The sequence below is a fragment of the Enterobacter cloacae complex sp. P13B genome (genome assembly GCF_014895915.1).
GTDB lineage: Bacteria > Pseudomonadota > Gammaproteobacteria > Enterobacterales > Enterobacteriaceae > Enterobacter > Enterobacter bugandensis.
The window spans coordinates 53677-75939 of the sequence record NZ_JADBQN010000002.1; the positions used below are offsets into that span (position 1 = coordinate 53677).

A 22263-nucleotide genomic window follows, 5' to 3' on the forward strand; every position below is an offset into this window, starting at 1 on the left:
GGTTATCATTTTTTAATGCAGTATTAAAGATTGACCGTCGACAAAGTGAGCTGTTATGACTGACAAAACCCTTCCGTTTTCGGTGCTGGATCTGGCGCCGATCCCACAAGGCTCCTCGGCAAGAGAAGCCTTCACGCACTCTCTCGATCTGGCTCAGCTGGCCGAAAAGCGTGGCTATCACCGCTACTGGCTGGCAGAACATCACAACATGGTCGGCATTGCCAGCGCCGCTACATCGGTGCTGATTGGCTACCTGGCAGCGAATACCACCACTTTGCACCTTGGCTCCGGTGGCGTGATGCTGCCGAACCACGCCCCGCTGGTGATAGCCGAGCAGTTCGGGACGCTTAATACCCTCTATCCGGGCCGTATTGACCTGGGGCTTGGCCGCGCGCCAGGCAGCGACCAGCCGACCATGCGCGCCCTGCGCCGCCATATGAGCGGCGATATCGATAACTTCCCGCGCGACGTGGCGGAACTGGTGGACTGGTTCGACGCACGCGATCCGAACCCGCACGTGCGCCCGGTGCCGGGCTATGGCGAGAAGATCCCGGTGTGGCTGTTAGGCTCGAGCCTGTATAGCGCGCAGCTCGCCGCGCAGCTGGGGCTGCCGTTCGCGTTCGCCTCCCACTTCGCGCCGGATATGCTGCATCAGGCGCTGCACCTCTACCGTACGAACTTCAAACCGTCCGAGCGTCTGGAAAAGCCGTACGCGATGGTGTGTATCAACATCATTGCCGCTGACAGCAATCGCGACGCGGAATTCCTGTTTACCTCTATGCAGCAGGCGTTTGTGAAGCTGCGCCGCGGCGAGACGGGCCAGTTGCCGCCTCCGGTGGAAAATATGCATCAGCTGTGGTCGGCCTCCGAGCAGTATGGCGTGCAGCAGGCGTTGAGCATGTCGCTGGTGGGTGATAAGGCAAAAGTGCGTCACGGGCTGGAAGCAGTGCTGCGTGAAACGCAGGCGGATGAAATTATGGTCAACGGCCAGATTTTCGATCACCAGGCGCGTTTGCATTCGTTTGACCTGGCGATGCAGGTGAAAGAAGAATTGGTGGGGTAGTTTTTTGCCGGATGGCGGCTTCGCCTTATCCGGCCTACGCGGTTCCTGTAGGCCCGGTAAGCGTAGCGCCACCGGGCAATATGTTTACTGGTACACAGGCAACAGGTTAAAGCTCGACAGCACGTGAACCAGCGCGTTACCCACCCCAAATACCAGGATCAGCGCAATCATCGGTTTACCGCCCCAGACGCGGAATTTCGGGCTGCCGAAGCGTTTACGTGATTTACGTGCCAGCAGCGCCGGCACAATCGCCGCCCAGATGGTGGCCGCCAGCCCTGCATAGCCGATGGCATAGAGGAACCCGTTCGGCCACAGCAGACCACCGACAATCGGCGGCAGGAAGGTCAGCAGCGCCGTCTTGAAACGCCCCATCGCAGAATCGTCAAAGCCAAACAGATCCGCCAGGTAGTCAAACAGGCCCAGCGTCACGCCGAGGAAAGAGCTCGCCACCGCAAAGTTGGAGAAGACCACCAGCAGCAGATCCAGGCTGCGGCTGTTCAGCACGCCGCTCAGCGCCTGCACCAGCACGTCAATGTTACCGCCCTTTTGCGCAATGCCGATAAACTCCGGGCGCGGGATGTTGCCCATTGTTCCCAGCAGCCAAATCACATACAGCCCAAGCGCCAGCAGCGTGCCGTAGACCAGGCACTTCACGATGGTGCGCGGATCCTTACCGTAGTACTTCATCAGGCTCGGCACGTTGCCGTGGTAGCCGAACGACGCCAGGCAGAACGGCAGGGTCATTAGCAGATACGGCGTGTAGGAGGTATTCACTTCGGCAACGTTAAACAGCGTGGCGGGCGTCACGTGCCCCAGCAGGCTGCCGAAGGTCAGGAAGAAGGTGATGACCTTAGCGCCCAGCACGATGGCCGTCATGCGGCTCACCGCTTTGGTGCTCATCCAGACGATAAACGCCACGCCCAGCGCAAAGCAAAGCCCGGCCAGACGCGCCGGAACGTTCAGCGACATCTCCGAAAAAGTGTGATGCAGAATCGAGCCGCTTGCAGAGATGTACGCATAGGTCAGGATGTAAAGCACAAATGCGATGGAAAGACCGTTCACCAGGTTCCAGCCTTTGCCCAGCAGATCTTTGGTGATGGTGTCGAAGCTGGAGCCAATGCGGTAGTTCAGGTTCGCTTCAAGGATCATCAGGCCGGAATGCAGCATGCAGAACCAGGTGAACACCAGCGCCGCCAGCGACCAGAAGAACCACGCACCGGACATGACCACGGGCAGGGAAAACATCCCGGCACCTATAATGGTTCCGCCGATGATCACCACGCCGCCAAGCAGCGAAGGTGACGTTTGGGTGGTGGTTAGTGTCGCCATACAGCCTTTTCTCCAGTTAATCATGCGGTTCTGCATTTTAGTGTGATGCACTGTACCAGTACAAGAGTACAAAGGGAATAAAAAAAGCCCCGATAGCGTGTATCGGGGCTGTATATTTTACTTTACGTCAGAAGCGAAAGGCTTACGCGTCACCGAAACGACGACGGCTGGTGCCTTCTTCACGACGTGGGCCACGGCTTTCGCGGCGCTCGCCGGAGAAACGACGACCTTCACCACCGCGACCTTCACTGCGACCGCCTTCACGACGCTCGCCGCCGAAACCGCGACCACCGCCACGACGTTCGCCACCGCGGTCAGGACGTGGCTGCGCATCGCCCAGCAGCTGCATGTTCATCGGCTTGTTCAGGATGCGGGTGCGAGTAAAGTGCTGCAGTACTTCGCCCGGCATGCCTTTTGGCAGTTCGATGGTAGAGTGGGATGCGAACAGCTTGATGTTACCAATGTAACGGCTGCTGATGTCGCCTTCGTTAGCAATCGCGCCAACGATGTGACGAACTTCAACACCATCATCACGGCCCACTTCAATGCGGTACAGTTCCATGTCACCTGCGTCGCGACGTTCACGACGTGGACGATCTTCACCACCACGCTCTGGACGGTCACCACGTGGGCCACGATCGTTACGGTCGCCACGACGTTCGAAACGATCGTCACGGTCACGGAACTCACGCTTAGGACGCATCGGCGCATCTGGTGGCACGATCAGGCTACGTTCGCCCTGAGCCATTTTCAGCAGTGCTGCGGCCAGGGTTTCCATGTCCAGCTCTTCGCCTTCAGCAACAGGCTGGATCTGCGACAGCAGCGCGCGATACTGATCCAGATCGCTGCTTTCCAGCTGCTGCTGTACTTTGGCGGCGAATTTTTCCAGACGGCGTTTGCCCAGCAGGTCTGCGTTTGGCAGGTCGGCTTCTGGAATGGTCAGCTTCATGGTGCGTTCAATGTTGCGCAGCAGACGACGCTCGCGGTTCTCAACGAACAGCAGCGCACGGCCAGCACGACCCGCACGACCGGTACGACCGATACGGTGAACGTAAGACTCGGAGTCCATCGGGATGTCGTAGTTTACAACCAGGCTGATACGCTCAACGTCCAGACCACGTGCTGCCACGTCGGTTGCAATCAGGATATCCAGACGACCGTCTTTCAGACGCTCCAGCGTCTGCTCACGCAGGGCCTGGTTCATGTCGCCGTTCAGCGCTGCGCTGTTGTAGCCGTTACGCTCCAGCGCTTCAGCCACTTCCAGGGTCGCATTTTTGGTACGCACGAAGATAATCGCCGCATCAAAATCTTCCGCTTCCAGGAAACGGACCAGCGCTTCGTTTTTGCGCATGCCGTACACGGACCAGTAGCTCTGGCTGATGTCCGGGCGAGTGGTCACGCTGGACTGAATACGCACTTCCTGCGGCTCTTTCATGAAGCGGCGGGTAATGCGACGGATCGCTTCTGGCATGGTTGCAGAGAACAGAGCGGTCTGGTGACCTTCCGGGATCTGCGCCATGATGGTTTCTACGTCTTCGATGAAGCCCATACGCAGCATTTCATCTGCTTCATCCAGTACCAGGCCGCTCAGTTTAGAGAGGTCCAGAGTACCGCGCTTCAGGTGATCCAGCAGACGGCCCGGCGTACCGACGACAATCTGTGGGCCCTGGCGCAGGGCGCGTAACTGCACGTCATAACGCTGGCCGCCGTATAGGGCTACCACGTTTACGCCGCGCATATGTTTAGAGAATTCCGTCATTGCTTCAGCAACCTGAACAGCCAGTTCACGAGTTGGAGCCAGGACGAGGATCTGCGGTGCACGCAGGTCCGGATCGATGTTGTTCAGCAGCGGCAGCGAGAACGCTGCAGTTTTACCGCTACCAGTCTGGGCCATGCCCAGCACGTCACGACCAGAAAGCAGATGCGGGATACATTCTGCCTGGATCGGAGATGGTTTTTCGTAACCCAGATCGTTAAGGGCTTCAAGGATAGGAGCCTTCAGGCCCAGATCTGCAAAAGTGGTTTCGAATTCAGCCATGTAGTACGAGTGCCTCAATGTCAATGGCGGCCAGTCTACTTAGCTCATCGTGAAAATGATTAGCAATTTTCATTGAAAAGTGTGAACCGGCTCAAAGTAGGTGTATTGACGAACAACAACGCCCTCACCAGTGAAGGTGATGGCAATCAAAAGATTACGGGCTGATGTTTATGTCGTCAGCTATTGCTGGTCCGATTCTGCCAGGTCGTCTTGCTCCTGGCCCAAGAGCGATAATTCCAACAATGCATAACGGTGCTCAACGAAGTTATGTACGTTGTTAGCAACCGCTAATTTGAACAGTGCCGTAGCGCTGTCCATATCCCCCAGACTTAGGTAGTACTTACCTAAATAGAAGTTGGTTTCACTGAGATGCTCAGCGAGCGAGGTGTTATCCGTTGCGTCCGCCTTGAGGCGTTCCATCAGCGTTGCTTCGCTAATGTTGCCCAGGTAGAACTCGACAATGTTCCATCCCCACTGTTCCTTATCCGATTTCTCGAAGCGCTGTTGTAGTGCTTCTTTTGCCTGCTTCTCATCGAGCTTCCGCTCAACGATGTAAAGCCACAGGCTACGGAAAGGATCATTAGGATCGTCTTGATAAAACGCCAGCAGATCATCTTGCGCTAACTTATCACGACCGCCGTAATACAATGCGATACCGCGATTCAAGTGCGCGTAGTTGTAAGTTGGATCAAGCTCAAGTACAGAATCAAACGCTTCATAGGCAGCATCAAAATTGCCTGCCTGCGTTAAATAAATGCCTAAGTAATTGAATACTTCAGGCATATCAGGTCGGATAGCCAGCGCTTGTGAAAAATCATTTCGCGCTAATGCCCTCAGACCGAGACTATCATACAACACTCCGCGCTCATATAAAAGCTGTGCGCGTTCGTCATCGGTTAAAGCCCGACTGGCAAGTATTTGTTCCATGCGTGCCAGAATCACTTCCTGCTGCAAAGTCGGTTGCAATGGCACTGCGAGGACTTCGCTCTTACGCCAGGCAGAGTTGCTGCATCCTGCCAGCGTTAAAGCTGTCGCAACGAAACACCAGCGCAAAAAAGGCTTCATTTCCCACTCCCGAAGACAACTATTGGATGAACGTCCTGTCCCCCGGCGGCTTAACAAGGCGTCCTGCCTGATAACAGGCCCTCCGCAAAGCGGAGGGCAAATGGCAACTTACTCGCCTTGCTGTTCAGCAGCCGGAGCTTCCGGTGCCGCAGCAGGTTGAGACTGCTCGGTTGCTTCTTTAATGCTCAGACGGATACGGCCCTGACGGTCAACTTCCAGAACCTTAACCGGCACTTCCTGACCCATCTGCAGGTAATCGGTCACTTTCTCAACGCGCTTGTCAGCGATCTGAGAGATGTGAACCAGACCTTCTTTACCGCCACCGATGGCAACGAACGCACCAAAGTCAACGATACGGGTCACTTTACCCGCGTAGACGCGGCCCACTTCGATTTCAGCAGTGATTTCTTCGATGCGACGGATCGCGAATTTCGCTTTCTCGCCGTCGGTTGCTGCGATCTTCACAGTACCGTCATCTTCGATTTCGATGGTGGTGCCGGTCTCTTCGGTCAGCGCGCGGATAACAGAACCGCCCTTACCGATAACATCTTTGATCTTGTCTGGATTGATCTTGATGGTGTGAATACGCGGAGCGAATTCAGAGATATCACCGCGTGGCGCGTTGATAGCCTGTTCCATCACGCCCAGGATGTGCAGACGCGCACCTTTAGCCTGGTTCAGAGCAACCTGCATGATCTCTTTGGTGATACCTTCAATTTTGATATCCATCTGCAGGGCAGAGATACCGTCGCGGGAACCCGCTACTTTGAAGTCCATATCACCCAGGTGGTCTTCGTCACCCAGAATGTCAGACAGAACAACGAAGTTGTCGCCTTCTTTCACCAAACCCATTGCGATACCCGCAACGGCGGCTTTGATCGGCACGCCCGCATCCATCAGCGCCAGAGAGGCACCACACACGGAAGCCATGGAAGAAGAACCGTTGGATTCGGTGATTTCAGAAACCACGCGAACGGTGTACGGGAATTTGTCAGCTTCCGGCATCACTGCCAGCACGCCGCGCTTCGCCAGACGACCGTGACCAATTTCACGACGCTTCGGTGAGCCAACCATACCGGTTTCGCCCACAGAGTACGGAGGGAAGTTGTAGTGGAACAGGAAGTTGTCAGTACGCTCGCCCATCAGTTCGTCGATGATCTGCGCGTCACGTGCGGTACCCAGGGTTGCGGTAACAAGCGCCTGCGTTTCACCACGGGTGAACAGCGCAGAACCGTGAGTACGCGGCAGTACGCCAGTGCGTACGTCCAGACCACGAATCATGTCTTTTTCACGGCCATCGATACGCGGCTCGCCTGCCAGTACGCGGCTACGAACAACGTTTTTCTCGATAGCGTGCAGAATTTCGCCAATTTCGTTAGCGTCCAGCGTTTCGTCTTCGGCAACCAGGGTCGCGGTTACTTCAGATTTGATCGCGTCAACCTGAGCGTAACGCTCCTGTTTGTCGGTGATGCGGTAAGCGTCGCTCAGACGAGATTCTGCCAGTGCCGCAACGCGTGCGTTCAGCGCATCGTTTGCTGCTTCTGGCTGCCAGTCCCAACGTGGCTTACCGGCTTCTTTCACCAGGTCGTTGATGTTCTGGATAACAATCTGCTGCTGCTCATGACCGAACACCACAGCGCCCAGCATCTGGTCTTCGCTCAGCAGTTCAGCTTCGGATTCAACCATCAGCACAGCCGCTTCAGTACCGGCAACAACCAGGTCCAGCTTACTTTCTTTCAGCTCTTCCTGAGTTGGGTTCAGCACGTACTGGTCATTGATGTAACCGACGCGCGCGGCACCGATTGGGCCATTGAATGGAATACCAGACAGTGACAGGGCAGCGGAGGCACCGATCATCGCAACGATGTCCGGGTTAACCTGTGGGTTAACGGAAACAACGGTCGCAATAACCTGCACTTCGTTAACGAAGCCTTCCGGGAACAGCGGACGAACCGGGCGGTCAATCAGACGCGCGATCAGGGTTTCGCCTTCGCTTGGACGGCCTTCACGACGGAAGAAGCCACCCGGGATTTTACCGGCAGCGTAGGTACGCTCCTGGTAGTTAACGGTCAGCGGGAAGAAGTCTTGACCTGGTTTAGCTTTTTTCTGGCCCACAACGGTCACGAATACCGCGGTGTCATCCATGCTTACCATAACGGCAGCAGTCGCCTGGCGTGCCATCATGCCGGTTTCCAGCGTGACGGTATGTTGACCATACTGGAATTTACGAACGATCGGATTCAGCAAAATTCTATCCTTTCTTAAATGTATGACAGCACACCGCCGGCGTGCTGTCGATTTAACCCGACCTTCTTCGCATCCTCGCGACTAATGACAACCGACACCCCCATGGGTGAAGCCTCTCATTAGCCGCGCGAACCTCTGCAATGAAGATCATTTATAGCAACAATACAATAGTTTCCATTGAATTGCTGCCGTCTGGTTGAAAAAAGGGGCCATCAGGCCCCCTTTTCTGAAACTCGCAAGACTTAGCGACGCAGACCCAGACGCTCGATCAGCGCGGTGTAGCGTGCAACATCTTTACGCTTCAGGTAGTCGAGCAGTTTACGACGCTGAGAAACCATGCGCAGCAGACCACGACGGCTGTGGTGATCTTTTTTGTGCTCTGCAAAGTGACCCTGCAGGTGGTTAATCTGTGCAGTCAGCAGTGCAACCTGAACTTCGGTAGAACCGCTGTCGTTAGTACCACGACCAAACTCAGAAACGATTTTAGCTTTAGCTTCAACGCTTAGAGACATTTTCAAACTCCAAAGTATAAAAAATGTAAGGGTGCCGATCTCTAATTCAGCGACCCCATGTACGCCCCGCAGATTGTTAAACAATTTACCGGGCGTTAAGCGGCGATATTCTACTCGTCTCCCCTGCTTATCGCAAGGTGAGGCGTAATCACCGTCACGCGTCGACCGGATATTCGACGACCAGACGACGCGGCGCAACGCGCCCTTCACCGTCCATTTCGCCCATACCGATGAATTTCCCTTCGTCACCTTCCGTCACGCGTACCAGTCCATCCAGCGGCGCATCCGTCGTACGAACCGGGTTTCCGTTTTTAAAGTAAACGGACGATGTTAAAGGAAGATTAACGATCGGGAAGTCCGCTGCCGGACTGTCCATTGGCATCAGCAATGGATCCAGCAAATCTGCTGGTTCCACTCCCTGCGCTTGTGCCTGTTCAGCCAGCGCGCGCAGCTGCTCAAGCGTCACCATGCGTTCCACCGGATATTTACTGACCGCCAGACGACGCAGATAAATCACATGCGCACCGCAGCCCAGCTTTTCACCCAGGTCGTCGATGATGGTGCGAATATAGGTCCCTTTCGAACAGTGGACTTCCAGCTCCAGCTCGTCACCTTCGTGGCGAATGAACAGCAGCTCATACACGGTTATCGGACGCGCTTCGCGCGGGACGTCAATTCCCTGGCGCGCATATTCGTAGAGCTTCTTGCCCTGATATTTCAGCGCCGAATACATCGATGGCACCTGCATCGTGTCTCCGCGGAAGCTCTCCAGGGCCGCATCAAGCTGTTCGGCGCTGAAGGTCACCGGGCGCTCTTCCACCACCTGACCATCCGCGTCGGAAGTATCCGTACGCTGGCCCAGCTTAGCGATAACGCGGTAGCGTTTATCGGAATCGAGCAGGTACTGGGAAAACTTTGTCGCTTCACCCAGGCAAATCGGCAGCATGCCGGTCGCCAGCGGATCCAGTGCGCCGGTGTGGCCCGCACGGTTAGCGTTATAAATACGCTTCACTTTTTGCAGCACGTCGTTGCTGGATGCACCCTGTGGTTTATCCAGCAGCAGCACGCCATGCACGTCGCGACCGCGACGACGAGGACGACTCATCAGTCCTCCTTGCTGTCGTCCGTCGGGTTAACACGACGTTCGTCGTCATGTTTCACCACGCTGGTCACCAGGTTGGACATGCGCATACCTTCGACCAGCGAGTTGTCGTAGAAGAAGGTCAGCTCGGGAACAATACGCAGGCGCATCGCTTTGCCGAGCAGAGAGCGGATGAAACCAGAGGCTTCCTGCAGTGCTTTAATGCCGTTTTTAACCGCCGCTTCGTCCTGATCGTTCAGGAAGGTCACGAACACTTTGGCATAGGCCAGGTCACGAGACATTTCCACGCCAGAGACGGTGGTCATCATACCGATACGCGGATCTTTGATTTCGCGTTGCAGGATGAGTGCGATCTCTTTCTGCATCTCCTGCGCCACGCGCTGTGGGCGACCAAATTCTTTCGCCATAATAAATTCTCCAGACAAAAAAGGGGCTAAAAGCCCCTTTTAAAATTATTGCCGGGTGGCACGAGGCGATCCCGGCCTACATATGGACTTATCCCTAAGGATTAGTCGATGCTGCGTTGGATCTCGATGATTTCGAACACTTCGATCATATCGCCAACGCGAACGTCGTTGTAGTTCTTAACGCCGATACCACATTCCATGCCGTTACGGACTTCGTTAACGTCATCTTTGAAGCGGCGCAGGGATTCCAGCTCGCCTTCGTAGATAACCACGTTGTCACGCAGTACGCGGATTGGGTTGTGACGCTTGATGGTACCTTCGGTAACCATACAGCCCGCGATCGCACCGAATTTCGGTGATTTGAACACGTCACGCACTTCAGCCAGACCGATGATCTGCTGTTTCAGCTCAGGAGACAGCATACCGCTCATCGCGGCTTTCACTTCGTCGATCAGGTTATAGATGACGGAGTAGTAGCGCAGATCCAGGCTTTCCGCTTCGATCACGCGGCGAGCAGATGCATCAGCACGCACGTTGAAGCCAACCAGGATAGCGTTGGATGCCGCAGCCAGGGTTGCGTCGGTTTCGGTGATACCACCTACGCCAGAACCGATGATCTTCACTTTCACTTCGTCGGTAGACAGTTTCAGCAAGGAGTCGGAGATCGCTTCCACAGAACCCTGAACGTCTGCTTTCAGAACGACGTTCACTTCGTGAACTTCGCCTTCAGCCATGTTCGCAAACATGTTCTCAAGTTTAGATTTCTGCTGACGCGCCAGCTTAACTTCACGGAATTTGCCCTGACGATACAGTGCCACTTCACGCGCTTTCTTCTCGTCACGCACAACGGTCACTTCATCACCGGCAGCCGGAACACCGGACAGCCCCAGGATTTCCACTGGAATGGACGGACCTGCTTCCAGCACTTCCTGACCCAGTTCGTTACGCATCGCACGAACACGACCGTATTCGAAGCCACACAGAACGATGTCGCCCTTGTTCAGCGTACCTTCGCGAACCAGAACCGTTGCAACCGGACCACGACCTTTATCCAGGAAGGATTCGATTACCGCACCGCTCGCCATACCTTTACGAACGGCTTTCAGCTCCAGAACTTCGGCCTGAAGCAGGATAGCGTTCAGCAGGTCGTCGATACCAGTACCCGCTTTTGCAGATACAGGGATGAACTGCGCTTCGCCGCCCCACTCTTCCGGCATAACACCGTACTGAGACAGTTCGTTCTTCACGCGGTCCAGATCGGCTTCTGGCTTATCGATTTTGTTGACAGCAACAACCAGAGGCACCTGCGCCGCTTTCGCGTGCTGGATAGCTTCAATGGTCTGTGGCATAACGCCATCGTCTGCTGCAACAACCAGTACAACGATATCCGTAGCCTGAGCACCACGAGCACGCATTGAGGTGAACGCTGCGTGGCCTGGGGTATCCAGGAAGGTGATCATGCCGTTTTCGGTTTCTACGTGGTAAGCACCGATGTGCTGGGTAATACCACCCGCTTCGCCGGAGGCAACTTTCGTAGAACGAATGTAGTCGAGCAGAGAGGTTTTACCGTGGTCAACGTGACCCATGATGGTCACAACCGGTGCACGCGGTTCAGCCGCAGCGCCAGTGTCACGGTCGCTCATTACTGCTTCTTCCAGCTCGTTTTCACGACGCAGGATAACTTTGTGGCCCATCTCTTCGGCAACCAGCTGTGCGGTTTCCTGGTCGATAACCTGGTTGATGGTCGCCATTGCGCCCAGCTTCATCATCGCTTTGATGACCTGAGAGCCTTTAACCGCCATCTTGTTCGCCAGATCGCCAACGGTGATGGTTTCGCCAATCACGACGTCACGGTTAACCGCCTGAGCTGGCTTCTGGAAGCCCTGCTGCAGAGAAGAACCTTTACGCTTACCGCCTTTACCACCGCGAACCGCTGCACGAGCTTCTTCGCGGTCAGCTTTAGATTCAGCGTGTTTGTTACCTTTCTTAGCCGGACGCGCGGCTTTTGCATTACGACCACGGCCACGGCCGCCTTCTACTTCACGGTCGTTATCATCTTCAGCCTGACGCGCATGCTGAGAAGTGGTCACGTGATAGTCGCTGGTGTCTTCAGTCGGTTCAGCGGTATTCACGCCATTCTTCTCGTTTTCTTCTGCCATACGGCGCGCTTCTTCAGCGACGCGGCGAGCTTCTTCTTCCAGCTTACGGCGGGCTTCTTCTTCCGCTTTACGCTTCAGCTCGGCAGCTTCATTTTCACGGCGGGCTTTTTCAGCCTGGGCGGTTTTGGTCATTTCGTCTGTCTGTTGATTGCTCACTTTGTCTTTTTCCGCAGCGTCACGCTTCACTTTATCACTGGCGTCGCGTTTCGCTTTTTCTGCGGCCTCACGTTCAGCTTTTAATTCTGCTTCACGTTTGGCGGCTGCTTCCGCCTCACGCTGAGCTTGTTCTTCCGCTTCACGCTGTGCCTGCTCTTCCGCGGCCAGGCGTTCTGCCTCTTGCGGATCACGTTTTACAAAGGTGCGCGTCTTGCGGACTTCAATTTGTACCGATTTGCTTTTGCCACCGGTACCAGGAATGTTTAACGTGCTGCGCGTTTTGCGCTGCAGCGTTAACTTGTCAGGCGTAGAACCGTGTTCGCGGTTCAGGTGCGTTAACAAGGTTTGTTTTTCTTGCGCGGTCACCGAGTCATCAGCGGACTTCGGGATCCCTGCATCAGCAAATTGCTGTACCAGGCGGTCCACGGAGGTCTGAATCTCAGCAGCCAGCGATTTTACAGTTACATCAGTCATGCTGTTCCTTCCTGCTACAGTTTATTACGCTTCGTCGCCGAACCAGCAAATATTACGTGCGGCCATGATGAGTTCGCCGGCTTTCTCGTCGGTTAAACCTTCGATATCGGCCAGGTCATCAACGCCTTGCTCAGCGAGATCTTCCAGCGTACAAACACCACGGGCAGCCAGCTTGAACGCAATCGCACGATCAAGACCTTCCAGATTCAGCAGGTCATCAGCCGGCTTCTTATCGCCAAGGCTTTCTTCCTGAGCCAGTGCCAGGGTGGTCAGTGCGTTTTTAGCGCGTTCACGCAGGGCTTCAACGGTTGGCTCATCCAGACCGTCAATTTCCAGCAGCTCTTTCATTGGCACATAGGCCAGTTCTTCCAGCGTAGAGAAACCTTCTTCTACCAGAACAGTGGCGAAGTCTTCGTCAATGTCGAGGTATTTGGTGAAGGTATCGATCGCCGCATGGGCTTCAGCCTGATGCTTAGCCTGCAGGTCATCAACGGTCATGACGTTGAGTTCCCAGCCGCTCAGCTGTGACGCCAGGCGTACGTTCTGACCGTTACGGCCAATCGCCTGCGCCAGGTTGCCCGCTTCAACAGCGATATCCATGGTGTGTTTGTCTTCGTCAACAACGATAGACGCGACATCAGCCGGAGCCATTGCGTTGATCACGAACTGCGCCGGGTTGTCGTCCCACAGAACGATATCAATACGCTCGCCGCCCAGTTCGGTAGAAACCGCCTGAACGCGCGCGCCGCGCATACCGACGCAAGCACCGACCGGATCGATACGCTTGTCGTTGGTTTTCACCGCAATTTTCGCACGAGAGCCTGGATCGCGAGCTGCTGCTTTGATCTCAATAACTTCTTCGCCGATTTCCGGCACTTCGATGCGGAACAGTTCAACCAGCATTTCTGGTTTAGAACGGGTCACGAACAGCTGTGCACCACGCGCTTCAGGGCGCACGGCGTACAGAACACCACGAATACGGTCGCCCGGGCGGAAGTTTTCACGCGGCAGCATGTCTTCACGCAGGATCACGGCTTCAGCGTTGCCCGGCATCCCTTCGGATTTAATTTCCAGAGAGATGTTGTCACGGTTCACTTTCTTCACCACGCCAGTGATGATTTCGCCTTCCTGATCGCGGAACTGATCGACAACCAGCGCGCGCTCGGCTTCGCGCACTTTCTGCACGATAACCTGCTTAGCGGTCTGGGTGGTGATACGGTCGAAGGTCACAGATTCAATCTGATCTTCAACGTAGTCACCCACGTTCAGACTTTCGTCTTCAAAACGTGCCGCTTCCAGGGTGATCTCTTTGGTCGGCTGGGTCACTTCTTCAACGATTACCCAACGACGGAATGTATCGAAGTCACCGCTTTTACGATCGATTTCTACGCGAACATCGATCTCTTGTTCGTATTTTTTCTTGGTTGCTGTAGCCAGTGCACTTTCCAGCGCTTCGAAAATTTTCTCACGCGGCAGTGATTTCTCGTTGGAGACGGCTTCAACAACAGCCAAAATTTCTTTGTTCATCGCGGGCTTTTCACCTCAATCCAGACTGTTAAAAGTGGGGAACCAGGTTCGCCTTCTGGATATTACTCAGCGCGAACACTTCATCTTTGCCTTCGACTGTTACCGTGATCATTTCACCATCAACGGCTTTGATAATTCCCTGCCATTTACGGCGGTTCTGTACGGCCATACGCAGAACGAGAGCCACTTCTTCACCGGTAAAGCGCACATAGTGCTCGGCCGTGAACATCGGGCGATCCAGGCCAGGTGAGGAAACTTCCAGGTTGTACGCAACGGTAATCGGGTCTTCAACATCAAGAACCGCACTCACCTGGTGGCTGACATCAGCACAATCATCAACATTGATGCCATCTTCACTATCAATATAGATGCGCAGCGTCGATGTACGGCCGCGAACGAATTCGATGCCGACCAGTTCGTAGCCCAGTGCTTCGACCGGTGCAGTAATCATCTCTGTTAATTTTTGCTCTAATGTGGACAAGCCCACCCCCAAGACATAAAAAAAGGGCGTAAAGCCCAGTTATTCTGTAGTCAGATAACAAAAAACCCCGATAAATCGGGGCTTTAGATAACTGAACCCTATAGCCACAACTGTGGCCTGGAGCACTCTCCGAAAGAATTTTTTCAAATCCAGCTACGAAGGCTCTAAGTCTTCACAGTATATTTGAAAAAGAACTTTATGGGAAAGTGGTTGCGGGGGCCGGATTTGAACCGACGACCTTCGGGTTATGAGCCCGACGAGCTACCAGGCTGCTCCACCCCGCGCCTGAAACGTGGCAAATTCTACGCGTTTTGGACAGAATTTGCAAATAATGCTGGGATTTGGTACCGAAGACGGGACGTAAAATCGGCGTTTAGTATATTGATAGTTGACCCCACCTGTCAACCCAGCTTCCGCCAGAGAGAACAGGCCAAATTTTTTACAAAAAACGCATGAGTCTCTTCCGGTATTCGATAAAAGATGATTAAATGAATACTCACTTATTTTGCATAAAAATGCACAAGAGAACGAAAGCGGTCTCTAATCAGTCAATCAAGCAGGGTTTTATTCTATGACGACGATTCTCAAGCATCTTCCGGTAGGACAACGTATTGGCATCGCTTTCTCAGGCGGCCTGGATACCAGCGCTGCACTGCTGTGGATGCGCCAGAAGGGAGCGGTTCCGTATGCATATACTGCGAACCTGGGTCAGCCGGATGAGGACGATTACGATGCTATTCCTCGTCGCGCTAAAGAGTATGGCGCAGAAAACGCGCGACTGATTGACTGCCGTAAGCAACTGGTTGCTGAAGGTATCGCCGCTATTCAGTGCGGTGCGTTCCATAACACCACGGGCGGCCTGACCTATTTCAACACCACCCCGCTGGGCCGTGCCGTCACCGGCACCATGCTGGTTGCCGCCATGAAAGAAGATGGCGTAAACATCTGGGGTGACGGCAGCACCTATAAAGGCAACGATATCGAACGTTTCTATCGTTATGGCCTGCTGACCAACGCGGAGCTGCAGATCTACAAGCCGTGGCTGGACACCGACTTCATCGACGAGCTGGGTGGTCGTCATGAGATGTCCGAGTTTATGATTGCCTGCGGCTTTGACTACAAAATGTCCGTTGAGAAAGCCTACTCTACCGACTCCAACATGCTGGGTGCGACGCACGAAGCGAAAGACCTGGAATTCCTGAACTCCAGCGTGAAGATCGTTAACCCGATCATGGGCGTGAAGTTCTGGGACGAGAGCGTGAAGATCCCGGCAGAAGAAGTGACCGTGCGTTTCGAACGTGGTCATCCGGTTGCCCTGAACGGTAAGACCTTCTCTGACGACGTTGAACTGATGCTGGAAGCAAACCGCATCGGCGGTCGTCACGGTCTGGGCATGAGCGATCAGATTGAAAACCGTATCATCGAAGCGAAAAGCCGCGGTATCTATGAAGCTCCGGGGATGGCGCTGCTGCACATCGCTTACGAGCGTCTGCTGACCGGTATTCACAACGAAGACACCATTGAGCAGTATCACTCTCATGGCCGTCAGCTGGGCAAACTGCTGTATCAGGGTCGCTGGTTCGATCCGCAGGCGCTGATGTTGCGTGACGCGCTGCAGCGTTGGGTAGCGAGCGCGATCACCGGTGAAGTGACGCTGGAGCTGCGTCGTGGTAACGACTACTCCATTCTTAACACCGTGTCGGACAACCTGACCTATAAAGCCGAGCGTCTGACCATGGAAAAAGGTGAGTCTGTGTTTTCTCCGGACGACCGTATTGGTCAGTTGACCATGCGTAACCTGGACATCACCGATACCCGCGAGAAGCTGTTCAACTACGTTGAGAATGGCCTGCTCTCCGCGAATTCCGGTAACGGCCTGCCGCAGGTTGAAAACCTGGAGAATAGCGATAAGAAGTAATTGGCTGCAAGACATGTAAAAGGCGCCCAATGGGCGCCTTTTTTGTGGTCTTTTGTAGGCCCGTTAAGCGCAGCGCCACCGGGCAAAATGGCGGGTGGCGCTGCGCTTACCCGCCCTACGAAAACAACACATAATCTACAGACGAAAAAAAAGACGCCTTTCGACGTCTTTCTTCTGGAATATTGGTACCGAGGATGGGACTCGAACCCACAAGCCCGTTAGGGCACTACCACCTCAAGGTAGCGTGTCTACCAATTCCACCACCTCGGTACGGAATACTTACTGCGGGATATCGCTGGTTGGCTTAGCCGGTGCAGCTGGCTGAGTCTGCTCAGTTTTCGCTGGCGCGCTCAAATTTTCCCACTCGCTTCCTTTGCTGGTTTTGTTGCTGTTGATATTGCCCAGCACCAGACTGATGATGAAGAACAGCGTAGCCAGAATCGCCGTCGTGCGGGTCATGAAGTTCGCAGAACCACTTGAACCGAACAGCGTACCGGAAGCGCCTGCTCCGAAGGAGGCTCCCATATCAGCGCCTTTACCTTGCTGCAGCATAATCAGCGCTACGAGAGCGATGGCTACAATAAGGAAAATAACTAAAAGAGCTTCGTACATAATCAACCTGTTCCTTGCGGATTTGCCGCATACCAATGCTTCGACCAATTAGCAGGATTTTTGTTTCCCACTGAAGCGGGTGTGAATACTAACCAAAGCGAATCACCTTCGCAAGGGCATTTTCGACGCATTGTATCAACTGCGGAAAAAAACAGCAAAAAGCCATTAATTGCTTAAAACAAAGGCGGCAAACGCCGCCTTTTTAAACATTTAGCGTGCAAGACTATGCAGCTTTTACGGCATCCGCAATACGGTGCGCAAATTCGGTGACCTGCGCTTCGTCTTCGCCTTCCACCATCACGCGGATCAGTGGTTCGGTACCGGACTTACGCAGCAGCACGCGTCCACGGCTGCCCAGCGCCGCTTCAACGTCAGCCATTACAGCTTTCACGTTGTCATTTTCCAGCGGATCGCCTTTACCCGCAGTGAAACGCACGTTCACCAGGATCTGCGGGAACATTTTCATCCCGCTGCACAGATCGTGCAGGCTCATATGGTTGCGCGCCATCGCGGCAACCACCTGAAGCGCAGCTACGATACCGTCGCCAGTCGTGGTTTTGTCAAGCAGGATCACGTGGCCGGAGTTCTCAGCACCAATGCGCCAGCCTTTCTCCTGCAGCTTTTCCAGCACGTAGCGGTCGCCCACTTTCGCACGAACAAAAGGAATACCGAGCTGTTTCAGCGCCAGCTCCAGACCCATGTTGCTCATCAGCGTCCCAACCGCGCCGCCGCGCAGCTGGCCCTGGCGCAGGCCTTCACGGGCAATGATGTAGAGGATCTGATCGCCGTCAACCTTGTTACCTTCGTGATCGACCATGATCACGCGGTCACCATCGCCGTCCAGGGCAATACCCAGATCGGCTTTTTCCGCCAGCACGCGCGCCTGCAGGGCGCGCACGTCCGTCGCCCCGACTTCTTCGTTAATGTTCAGACCATCCGGCTCGCAGCCGATGGCGATCACTTTCGCACCCAGCTCGCGGAAGACATTCGGCGCGATGTGATAGGTCGCACCGTTCGCACAGTCCACCACAATTTTGAGATGCGCCAGGCTCAGCTCGTTCGGGAAGGTGCCTTTGCAGAATTCGATATAACGACCCGCCGCATCGACGATACGGTTCGCTTTACCCAGCTCGGCGGAATCAACACAGGTGATCTCTTTTTCCATTTCGGCTTCAATGGCCTCTTCCACTTCGTCCGGCAGCTTGGTGCCGTCAATGGAGAAGAACTTGATGCCGTTGTCGTAGAACGGGTTATGAGACGCCGAAATCACAATTCCCGCTTCCGCGCGGAAGGTGCGCGTAAGGTAGGCAACAGCAGGCGTTGGCATTGGGCCAGTAAAAGAGGCTGAAAGCCCTGCAGCCGCCAGACCCGCTTCCAGCGCAGATTCCAGCATATAGCCCGAAATACGGGTATCTTTACCAATAATGATCTTACGTGAGCCATGACGCGCCAGTACCTTGCCGGCAGCCCAGCCGAGCTTCAGAACAAAATCAGGGGTAATTGGAGCATCGCCTACGCGCCCACGGATACCATCGGTACCAAAATATTTACGGTTACTCATAGCGTTTGTTTTCCTTCGCTGCCAGTGTGGCTTCCACCACACGCATGGCTTCTACTGTTTCTTTGACGTCATGGACACGGATAATGTGCGCGCCTTGCATCGCCGCAATTACCGCGCAGGCCAGGCTGCCACTCAGGCGCTCGCTCGGTCCTACATTCAGCAATTGGCCAATCATCGACTTTCTCGACATACCCACCAGCAGCGGCAGACCAAAGTGATGAAATTCCGATAAGCGCGCAAGCAACGCATAATTGTGTGAGAGATTTTTACCGAAACCGAACCCCGGGTCGAGCAGCAATTTCTCTTTTGGGATGCCTGCACGCTCACAGCGTTCAATATGCTCAATAAAGAAGCGATTCACGTCGGCAAAGACATCATCATACTTCGGCGCTTCCTGCATGGTTTTCGGTTGCCCCTGCATGTGCATCAGGCATACCGGCAGACCGGTTTCTGCAGCGGCCTCGATCGCACCCGGTTCGGTCAGCGAGCGGATATCATTAATAATGTGAGCACCCACTCTCGCCACTTCACGGATCACTTCTGGTTTGGACGTGTCGACGGAGATCCACACCTCGAAACGTTGCGCGATTGCCTCAACCACCGGCACCACGCGCGCCAGCTCTTCTTCCACCGAAACATCTGCCGCGCCGGGACGCGTCGATTCACCGCCCACGTCAATGATGGTGGCACCCGCGTTGATCATTAGATTTGCGTGCTTAACCGCGTCGATAAGCGTGTTATGCGTGCCGCCGTCAGAGAAGGAGTCAGGGGTAACATTCAGGATCCCCATCACGTGCGGATGTGAAAGATCAAGATGCGAGTCCTGGGCGAAGAGTTTCATGGTCAAATCCCTGGTTTTAGTATGGTTTAACGGAAAAGAAAAACCCCGGAGCAAGCTCCAGGGTTTGGGGTACAGACAAACGCTTCAACAGCAGTGACTTACTTGTCGCCCAACTGCTCTGACATGGTGTTGCCCGGGTTTGGCGTACGCGGTTCATCGACCGGACGCGGCGCGCGCGGGGTACCATTGTTGTCAGAATTGTTGGAAGCGCCTGGGTCTTCCCAGCCTGCTGGCGGGCGCACTTCGCGGCGAGCCATCAGGTCGTCAATCTGCGGTGCATCGATGGTCTCATATTTCATGAGCGCATCTTTCATCGAATGCAGAATGTCCATATTGTCGTTCAGGATCTGACGCGCGCGACCGTAGTTACGTTCAATCAGCGCTTTCACTTCCTGGTCGATGATACGTGCCGTCTCATCGGACATATGTTTTGCTTTCGCCACGGAGCGGCCCAGGAATACTTCACCCTCTTCCTCTGCATACAGCAGCGGACCGAGTTTGTCGGAGAAGCCCCATTGAGTCACCATGTTACGCGCCAGGTTTGTCGCCACTTTAATGTCGTTCGACGCACCGGTAGAAACATGTTCTGGCCCGTAGATGATCTCTTCTGCCAGACGACCGCCGTACAGGGTCGAAATCTGGCTTTCCAGCTTCTGACGGCTGGCGCTAATCGCGTCGCCCTCAGGCAGGAAGAAGGTCACACCCAGCGCACGGCCGCGCGGAATAATCGTTACCTTGTGTACCGGATCGTGTTCCGGCACCAGGCGACCGATAATCGCGTGACCCGCTTCGTGGTAAGCCGTGGACTCTTTCTGCGCTTCCGTCATCACCATGGAGCGACGTTCCGCACCCATCATGATTTTGTCTTTCGCTTTCTCGAACTCCACCATGGAGACCACGCGCTTGTTACCGCGAGCGGCAAACAGTGCAGCTTCGTTGACCAGGTTAGCCAGGTCCGCACCGGAGAAGCCCGGGGTACCGCGCGCAATGATGGCCGCGTCGATATCTGGCGCCAGCGGTACGCGACGCATGTGCACTTTCAGAATCTGTTCACGACCACGAACATCCGGCAGACCGACAACAACCTGACGGTCGAAACGGCCTGGACGCAGCAGCGCAGGGTCAAGTACGTCCGGACGGTTAGTCGCCGCGATAACGATAATACCTTCGTTACCTTCGAAGCCATCCATCTCAACCAGCATCTGGTTCAGGGTCTGCTCACGCTCATCGTGACCACCGCCCAGGCCCGCGCCACGCTGGCGGCCTACGGCGTCGATTTCATCGATAAAGATGATGCACGGTGCTGCCTTCTTGGCCTGCTCGAACATGTCACGCACACGAGATGCACCGACACCCACGAACATTTCAACGAAGTCAGAACCTGAAATAGTAAAGAACGGCACCTTCGCTTCACCCGCGATGGCTTTCGCCAGCAGGGTTTTACCGGTACCCGGAGGGCCTACCATCAGGACGCCTTTCGGGATCTTACCGCCCAGTTTCTGGAAACGGCTCGGCTCGCGCAGGTATTCAACCAGTTCACCCACTTCTTCTTTTGCTTCGTCACAACCGGCGACGTCAGCAAACGTGGTCTTGATCTGGTCTTCCGTCAGCATACGCGCCTTGCTCTTACCGAACGACATGGCACCTTTGCCACCGCCGCCCTGCATCTGGCGCATAAAGAAGATCCAGACGCCGATAAGAAGCAGCATCGGGAACCAGGAAATGAAGATAGAAGCCAGCAGGCTTGGTTCTTCTGGCGGCTCGCCTACCACTTTGACGTTTTTGGTCAGAAGGTTATCAAGCAGCTTAGGATCGTTCACCGGGATGTAAGTCGTGTAACGGTTACTATCTTTCTTGGTAACGTTGATCTCACGTCCGTTGATACGCGCTTCGCGAACCTGGTCCTGATTGACCTCTTGCAGGAAGGTAGAATAATCCACCTTGCGGCCATTCGACTCGCTGGGCCCAAAGCTCTGGAATACTGACATCAGCACAACGGCAATGACCAGCCAGAGTATTAGGTTTTTCGCCATGTCACTCAAGGGATTAACCTCATATTACAACTGTGTTAAAAACAGCGTCAGGATACTCTATATCCAGTTTCATTCAAACTTTCGTCTGAAATCTCCCGGTTATCATTTTCGCCCGGTCGCTACAATATACACTTCACGGGAACGGGCCCGGGAAGAGTCCGGCTTACGAACTTTGACCTTCGCAAACAGGGAGCGAATTTCCTTAAGATACTCCTCGAAACCTTCGCCCTGAAACACCTTCACAACAAAACTACCACCAGGCGCTAGTACATCACGACACATTTCTAACGCTAGCTCCACCAGATACATGGCGCGGGGGATATCCACCGCCGGTGTTCCGCACATATTTGGTGCCATATCCGACATGACAACCTGGACCTTACTGTCACCAACACGATCAAGTAACGCTTTCAGCACTAATTCATCACGAAAGTCGCCCTGAAGGAAGTCGACACCAACGATGGGATCCATTGGTAAAAGATCGCACGCGATGATTCGGCCCGTTCCGCCGATCTGCGTTACCGCATACTGGGACCATCCGCCAGGTGCCGCACCGAGGTCGACAACCGTCATCCCCGGCTTAAAAAGTTTGTCACTTTGCTGTATTTCATCAAGTTTAAACCAGGCACGGGAACGTAACCCCTTTTTCTGTGCCTGTTGAACATATTTATCGCTAAAGTGTTCCTGAAGCCAGCGGCTGGAACTGGCAGAACGCTTTTTACCTGTCATTTAACATTT

General features: G+C 54.5%; 18 protein-coding genes and 2 tRNA genes. 2 read left to right on the forward strand and 18 right to left on the reverse strand.

The annotated features are described in order from the left end of the window. The first annotated feature begins 55 nt into the window (after positions 1 to 55). The gene (locus IM273_RS00555; RefSeq protein ID WP_048956698.1) at positions 56 to 1063 is read left to right on the forward strand and encodes a luciferase-like monooxygenase; all 1008 of its coding nucleotides are present in this window, start codon (positions 56 to 58) and stop codon (positions 1061 to 1063) included. Positions 1064 to 1147: 84 nt separating this feature from the next. Here IM273_RS00555 and mtr read toward each other — a convergent pair whose 3' ends face one another. From mtr to IM273_RS00615, 12 genes are all read right to left on the reverse strand, one after another. Next, complete coding sequence (gene mtr, locus IM273_RS00560; RefSeq protein ID WP_028014544.1) at positions 1148 to 2392, reverse strand: tryptophan permease; 1245 nt, start codon at positions 2390 to 2392, stop codon at positions 1148 to 1150. A 142-nt stretch (positions 2393 to 2534) separates the two neighbouring features. Then, a complete protein-coding gene (locus IM273_RS00565; protein WP_041907893.1) occupies positions 2535 to 4430 on the reverse strand; it encodes a DEAD/DEAH family ATP-dependent RNA helicase in 1896 nt (631 codons plus the stop codon). Next, positions 4423 to 4503 (reverse strand): protein YrbN, encoded by an 81-nt coding sequence (gene yrbN / locus IM273_RS22700; RefSeq protein ID WP_100122156.1) that lies wholly within the window; start codon positions 4501 to 4503, stop codon positions 4423 to 4425. The genes IM273_RS00565 and yrbN overlap by 8 nt, the downstream gene beginning before the upstream one ends. 107 nt (positions 4504 to 4610) lie before the next feature. Next, the gene (gene nlpI, locus IM273_RS00575) at positions 4611 to 5495 is read right to left on the reverse strand and encodes a lipoprotein NlpI (RefSeq protein WP_028014546.1); all 885 of its coding nucleotides are present in this window, start codon (positions 5493 to 5495) and stop codon (positions 4611 to 4613) included. A gap of 108 nt (positions 5496 to 5603) precedes the next feature. Beyond that, on the reverse strand, positions 5604 to 7742 hold the full coding sequence (gene pnp, locus IM273_RS00580) for a polyribonucleotide nucleotidyltransferase (protein ID WP_028014547.1): 2139 nt from the start codon (positions 7740 to 7742) through the stop codon (positions 5604 to 5606). A gap of 242 nt (positions 7743 to 7984) precedes the next feature. Further along, positions 7985 to 8254, reverse strand: coding sequence for a 30S ribosomal protein S15 (gene rpsO / locus IM273_RS00585; protein ID WP_003861789.1), 270 nt, complete (start codon positions 8252 to 8254; stop codon positions 7985 to 7987). Positions 8255 to 8408: 154 nt separating this feature from the next. Then, the gene (gene truB, locus IM273_RS00590; protein WP_028014548.1) at positions 8409 to 9359 is read right to left on the reverse strand and encodes a tRNA pseudouridine(55) synthase TruB; all 951 of its coding nucleotides are present in this window, start codon (positions 9357 to 9359) and stop codon (positions 8409 to 8411) included. Continuing rightward, positions 9359 to 9763, reverse strand: coding sequence for a 30S ribosome-binding factor RbfA (rbfA, locus tag IM273_RS00595; protein WP_041907887.1), 405 nt, complete (start codon positions 9761 to 9763; stop codon positions 9359 to 9361). Before rbfA ends, truB begins: the two co-directional genes overlap by 1 nt. Before the next feature lie 101 nt (positions 9764 to 9864). Continuing rightward, positions 9865 to 12552, reverse strand: a complete 2688-nt coding sequence (infB, locus tag IM273_RS00600; RefSeq protein WP_041907885.1) for a translation initiation factor IF-2 — start codon at positions 12550 to 12552, stop codon at positions 9865 to 9867. A gap of 24 nt (positions 12553 to 12576) precedes the next feature. Then, entirely contained in the window at positions 12577 to 14079 is a 1503-nt protein-coding gene (nusA, locus tag IM273_RS00605) for a transcription termination factor NusA (RefSeq protein ID WP_014885374.1), read from the reverse strand. Positions 14080 to 14107: 28 nt separating this feature from the next. Then, positions 14108 to 14560 (reverse strand): ribosome maturation factor RimP, encoded by a 453-nt coding sequence (gene rimP, locus IM273_RS00610; RefSeq protein WP_014833432.1) that lies wholly within the window; start codon positions 14558 to 14560, stop codon positions 14108 to 14110. 207 nt (positions 14561 to 14767) lie between these two features. After that, positions 14768 to 14844, reverse strand: a tRNA-Met gene (locus IM273_RS00615). Positions 14845 to 15131: 287 nt separating this feature from the next. On the opposite strand from IM273_RS00615, the gene argG reads away from it, so the two are divergent. Next, the gene (gene argG / locus IM273_RS00620) at positions 15132 to 16478 is read left to right on the forward strand and encodes an argininosuccinate synthase (protein ID WP_028014551.1); all 1347 of its coding nucleotides are present in this window, start codon (positions 15132 to 15134) and stop codon (positions 16476 to 16478) included. Between the two features lie 183 nt (positions 16479 to 16661). On the opposite strand, the gene IM273_RS00625 is transcribed toward argG, so the two are convergent. From IM273_RS00625 to rlmE, 6 genes are all read right to left on the reverse strand, one after another. Continuing rightward, positions 16662 to 16748, reverse strand: a tRNA-Leu gene (locus IM273_RS00625). Between the two features lie 9 nt (positions 16749 to 16757). Then, entirely contained in the window at positions 16758 to 17090 is a 333-nt protein-coding gene (gene secG / locus IM273_RS00630) for a preprotein translocase subunit SecG (RefSeq protein ID WP_003861803.1), read from the reverse strand. 223 nt (positions 17091 to 17313) lie between these two features. Next, positions 17314 to 18651, reverse strand: a complete 1338-nt coding sequence (glmM, locus tag IM273_RS00635; RefSeq protein WP_028014552.1) for a phosphoglucosamine mutase — start codon at positions 18649 to 18651, stop codon at positions 17314 to 17316. Next, positions 18644 to 19492, reverse strand: coding sequence for a dihydropteroate synthase (folP, locus tag IM273_RS00640; protein WP_014885377.1), 849 nt, complete (start codon positions 19490 to 19492; stop codon positions 18644 to 18646). The genes glmM and folP overlap by 8 nt, the downstream gene beginning before the upstream one ends. 98 nt (positions 19493 to 19590) lie before the next feature. Continuing rightward, entirely contained in the window at positions 19591 to 21525 is a 1935-nt protein-coding gene (gene ftsH, locus IM273_RS00645; RefSeq protein WP_013098921.1) for an ATP-dependent zinc metalloprotease FtsH, read from the reverse strand. A gap of 102 nt (positions 21526 to 21627) precedes the next feature. After that, complete coding sequence (rlmE, locus tag IM273_RS00650) at positions 21628 to 22254, reverse strand: 23S rRNA (uridine(2552)-2'-O)-methyltransferase RlmE (protein ID WP_003861812.1); 627 nt, start codon at positions 22252 to 22254, stop codon at positions 21628 to 21630. Between the last annotated feature and the right edge of the window lie 9 nt (positions 22255 to 22263).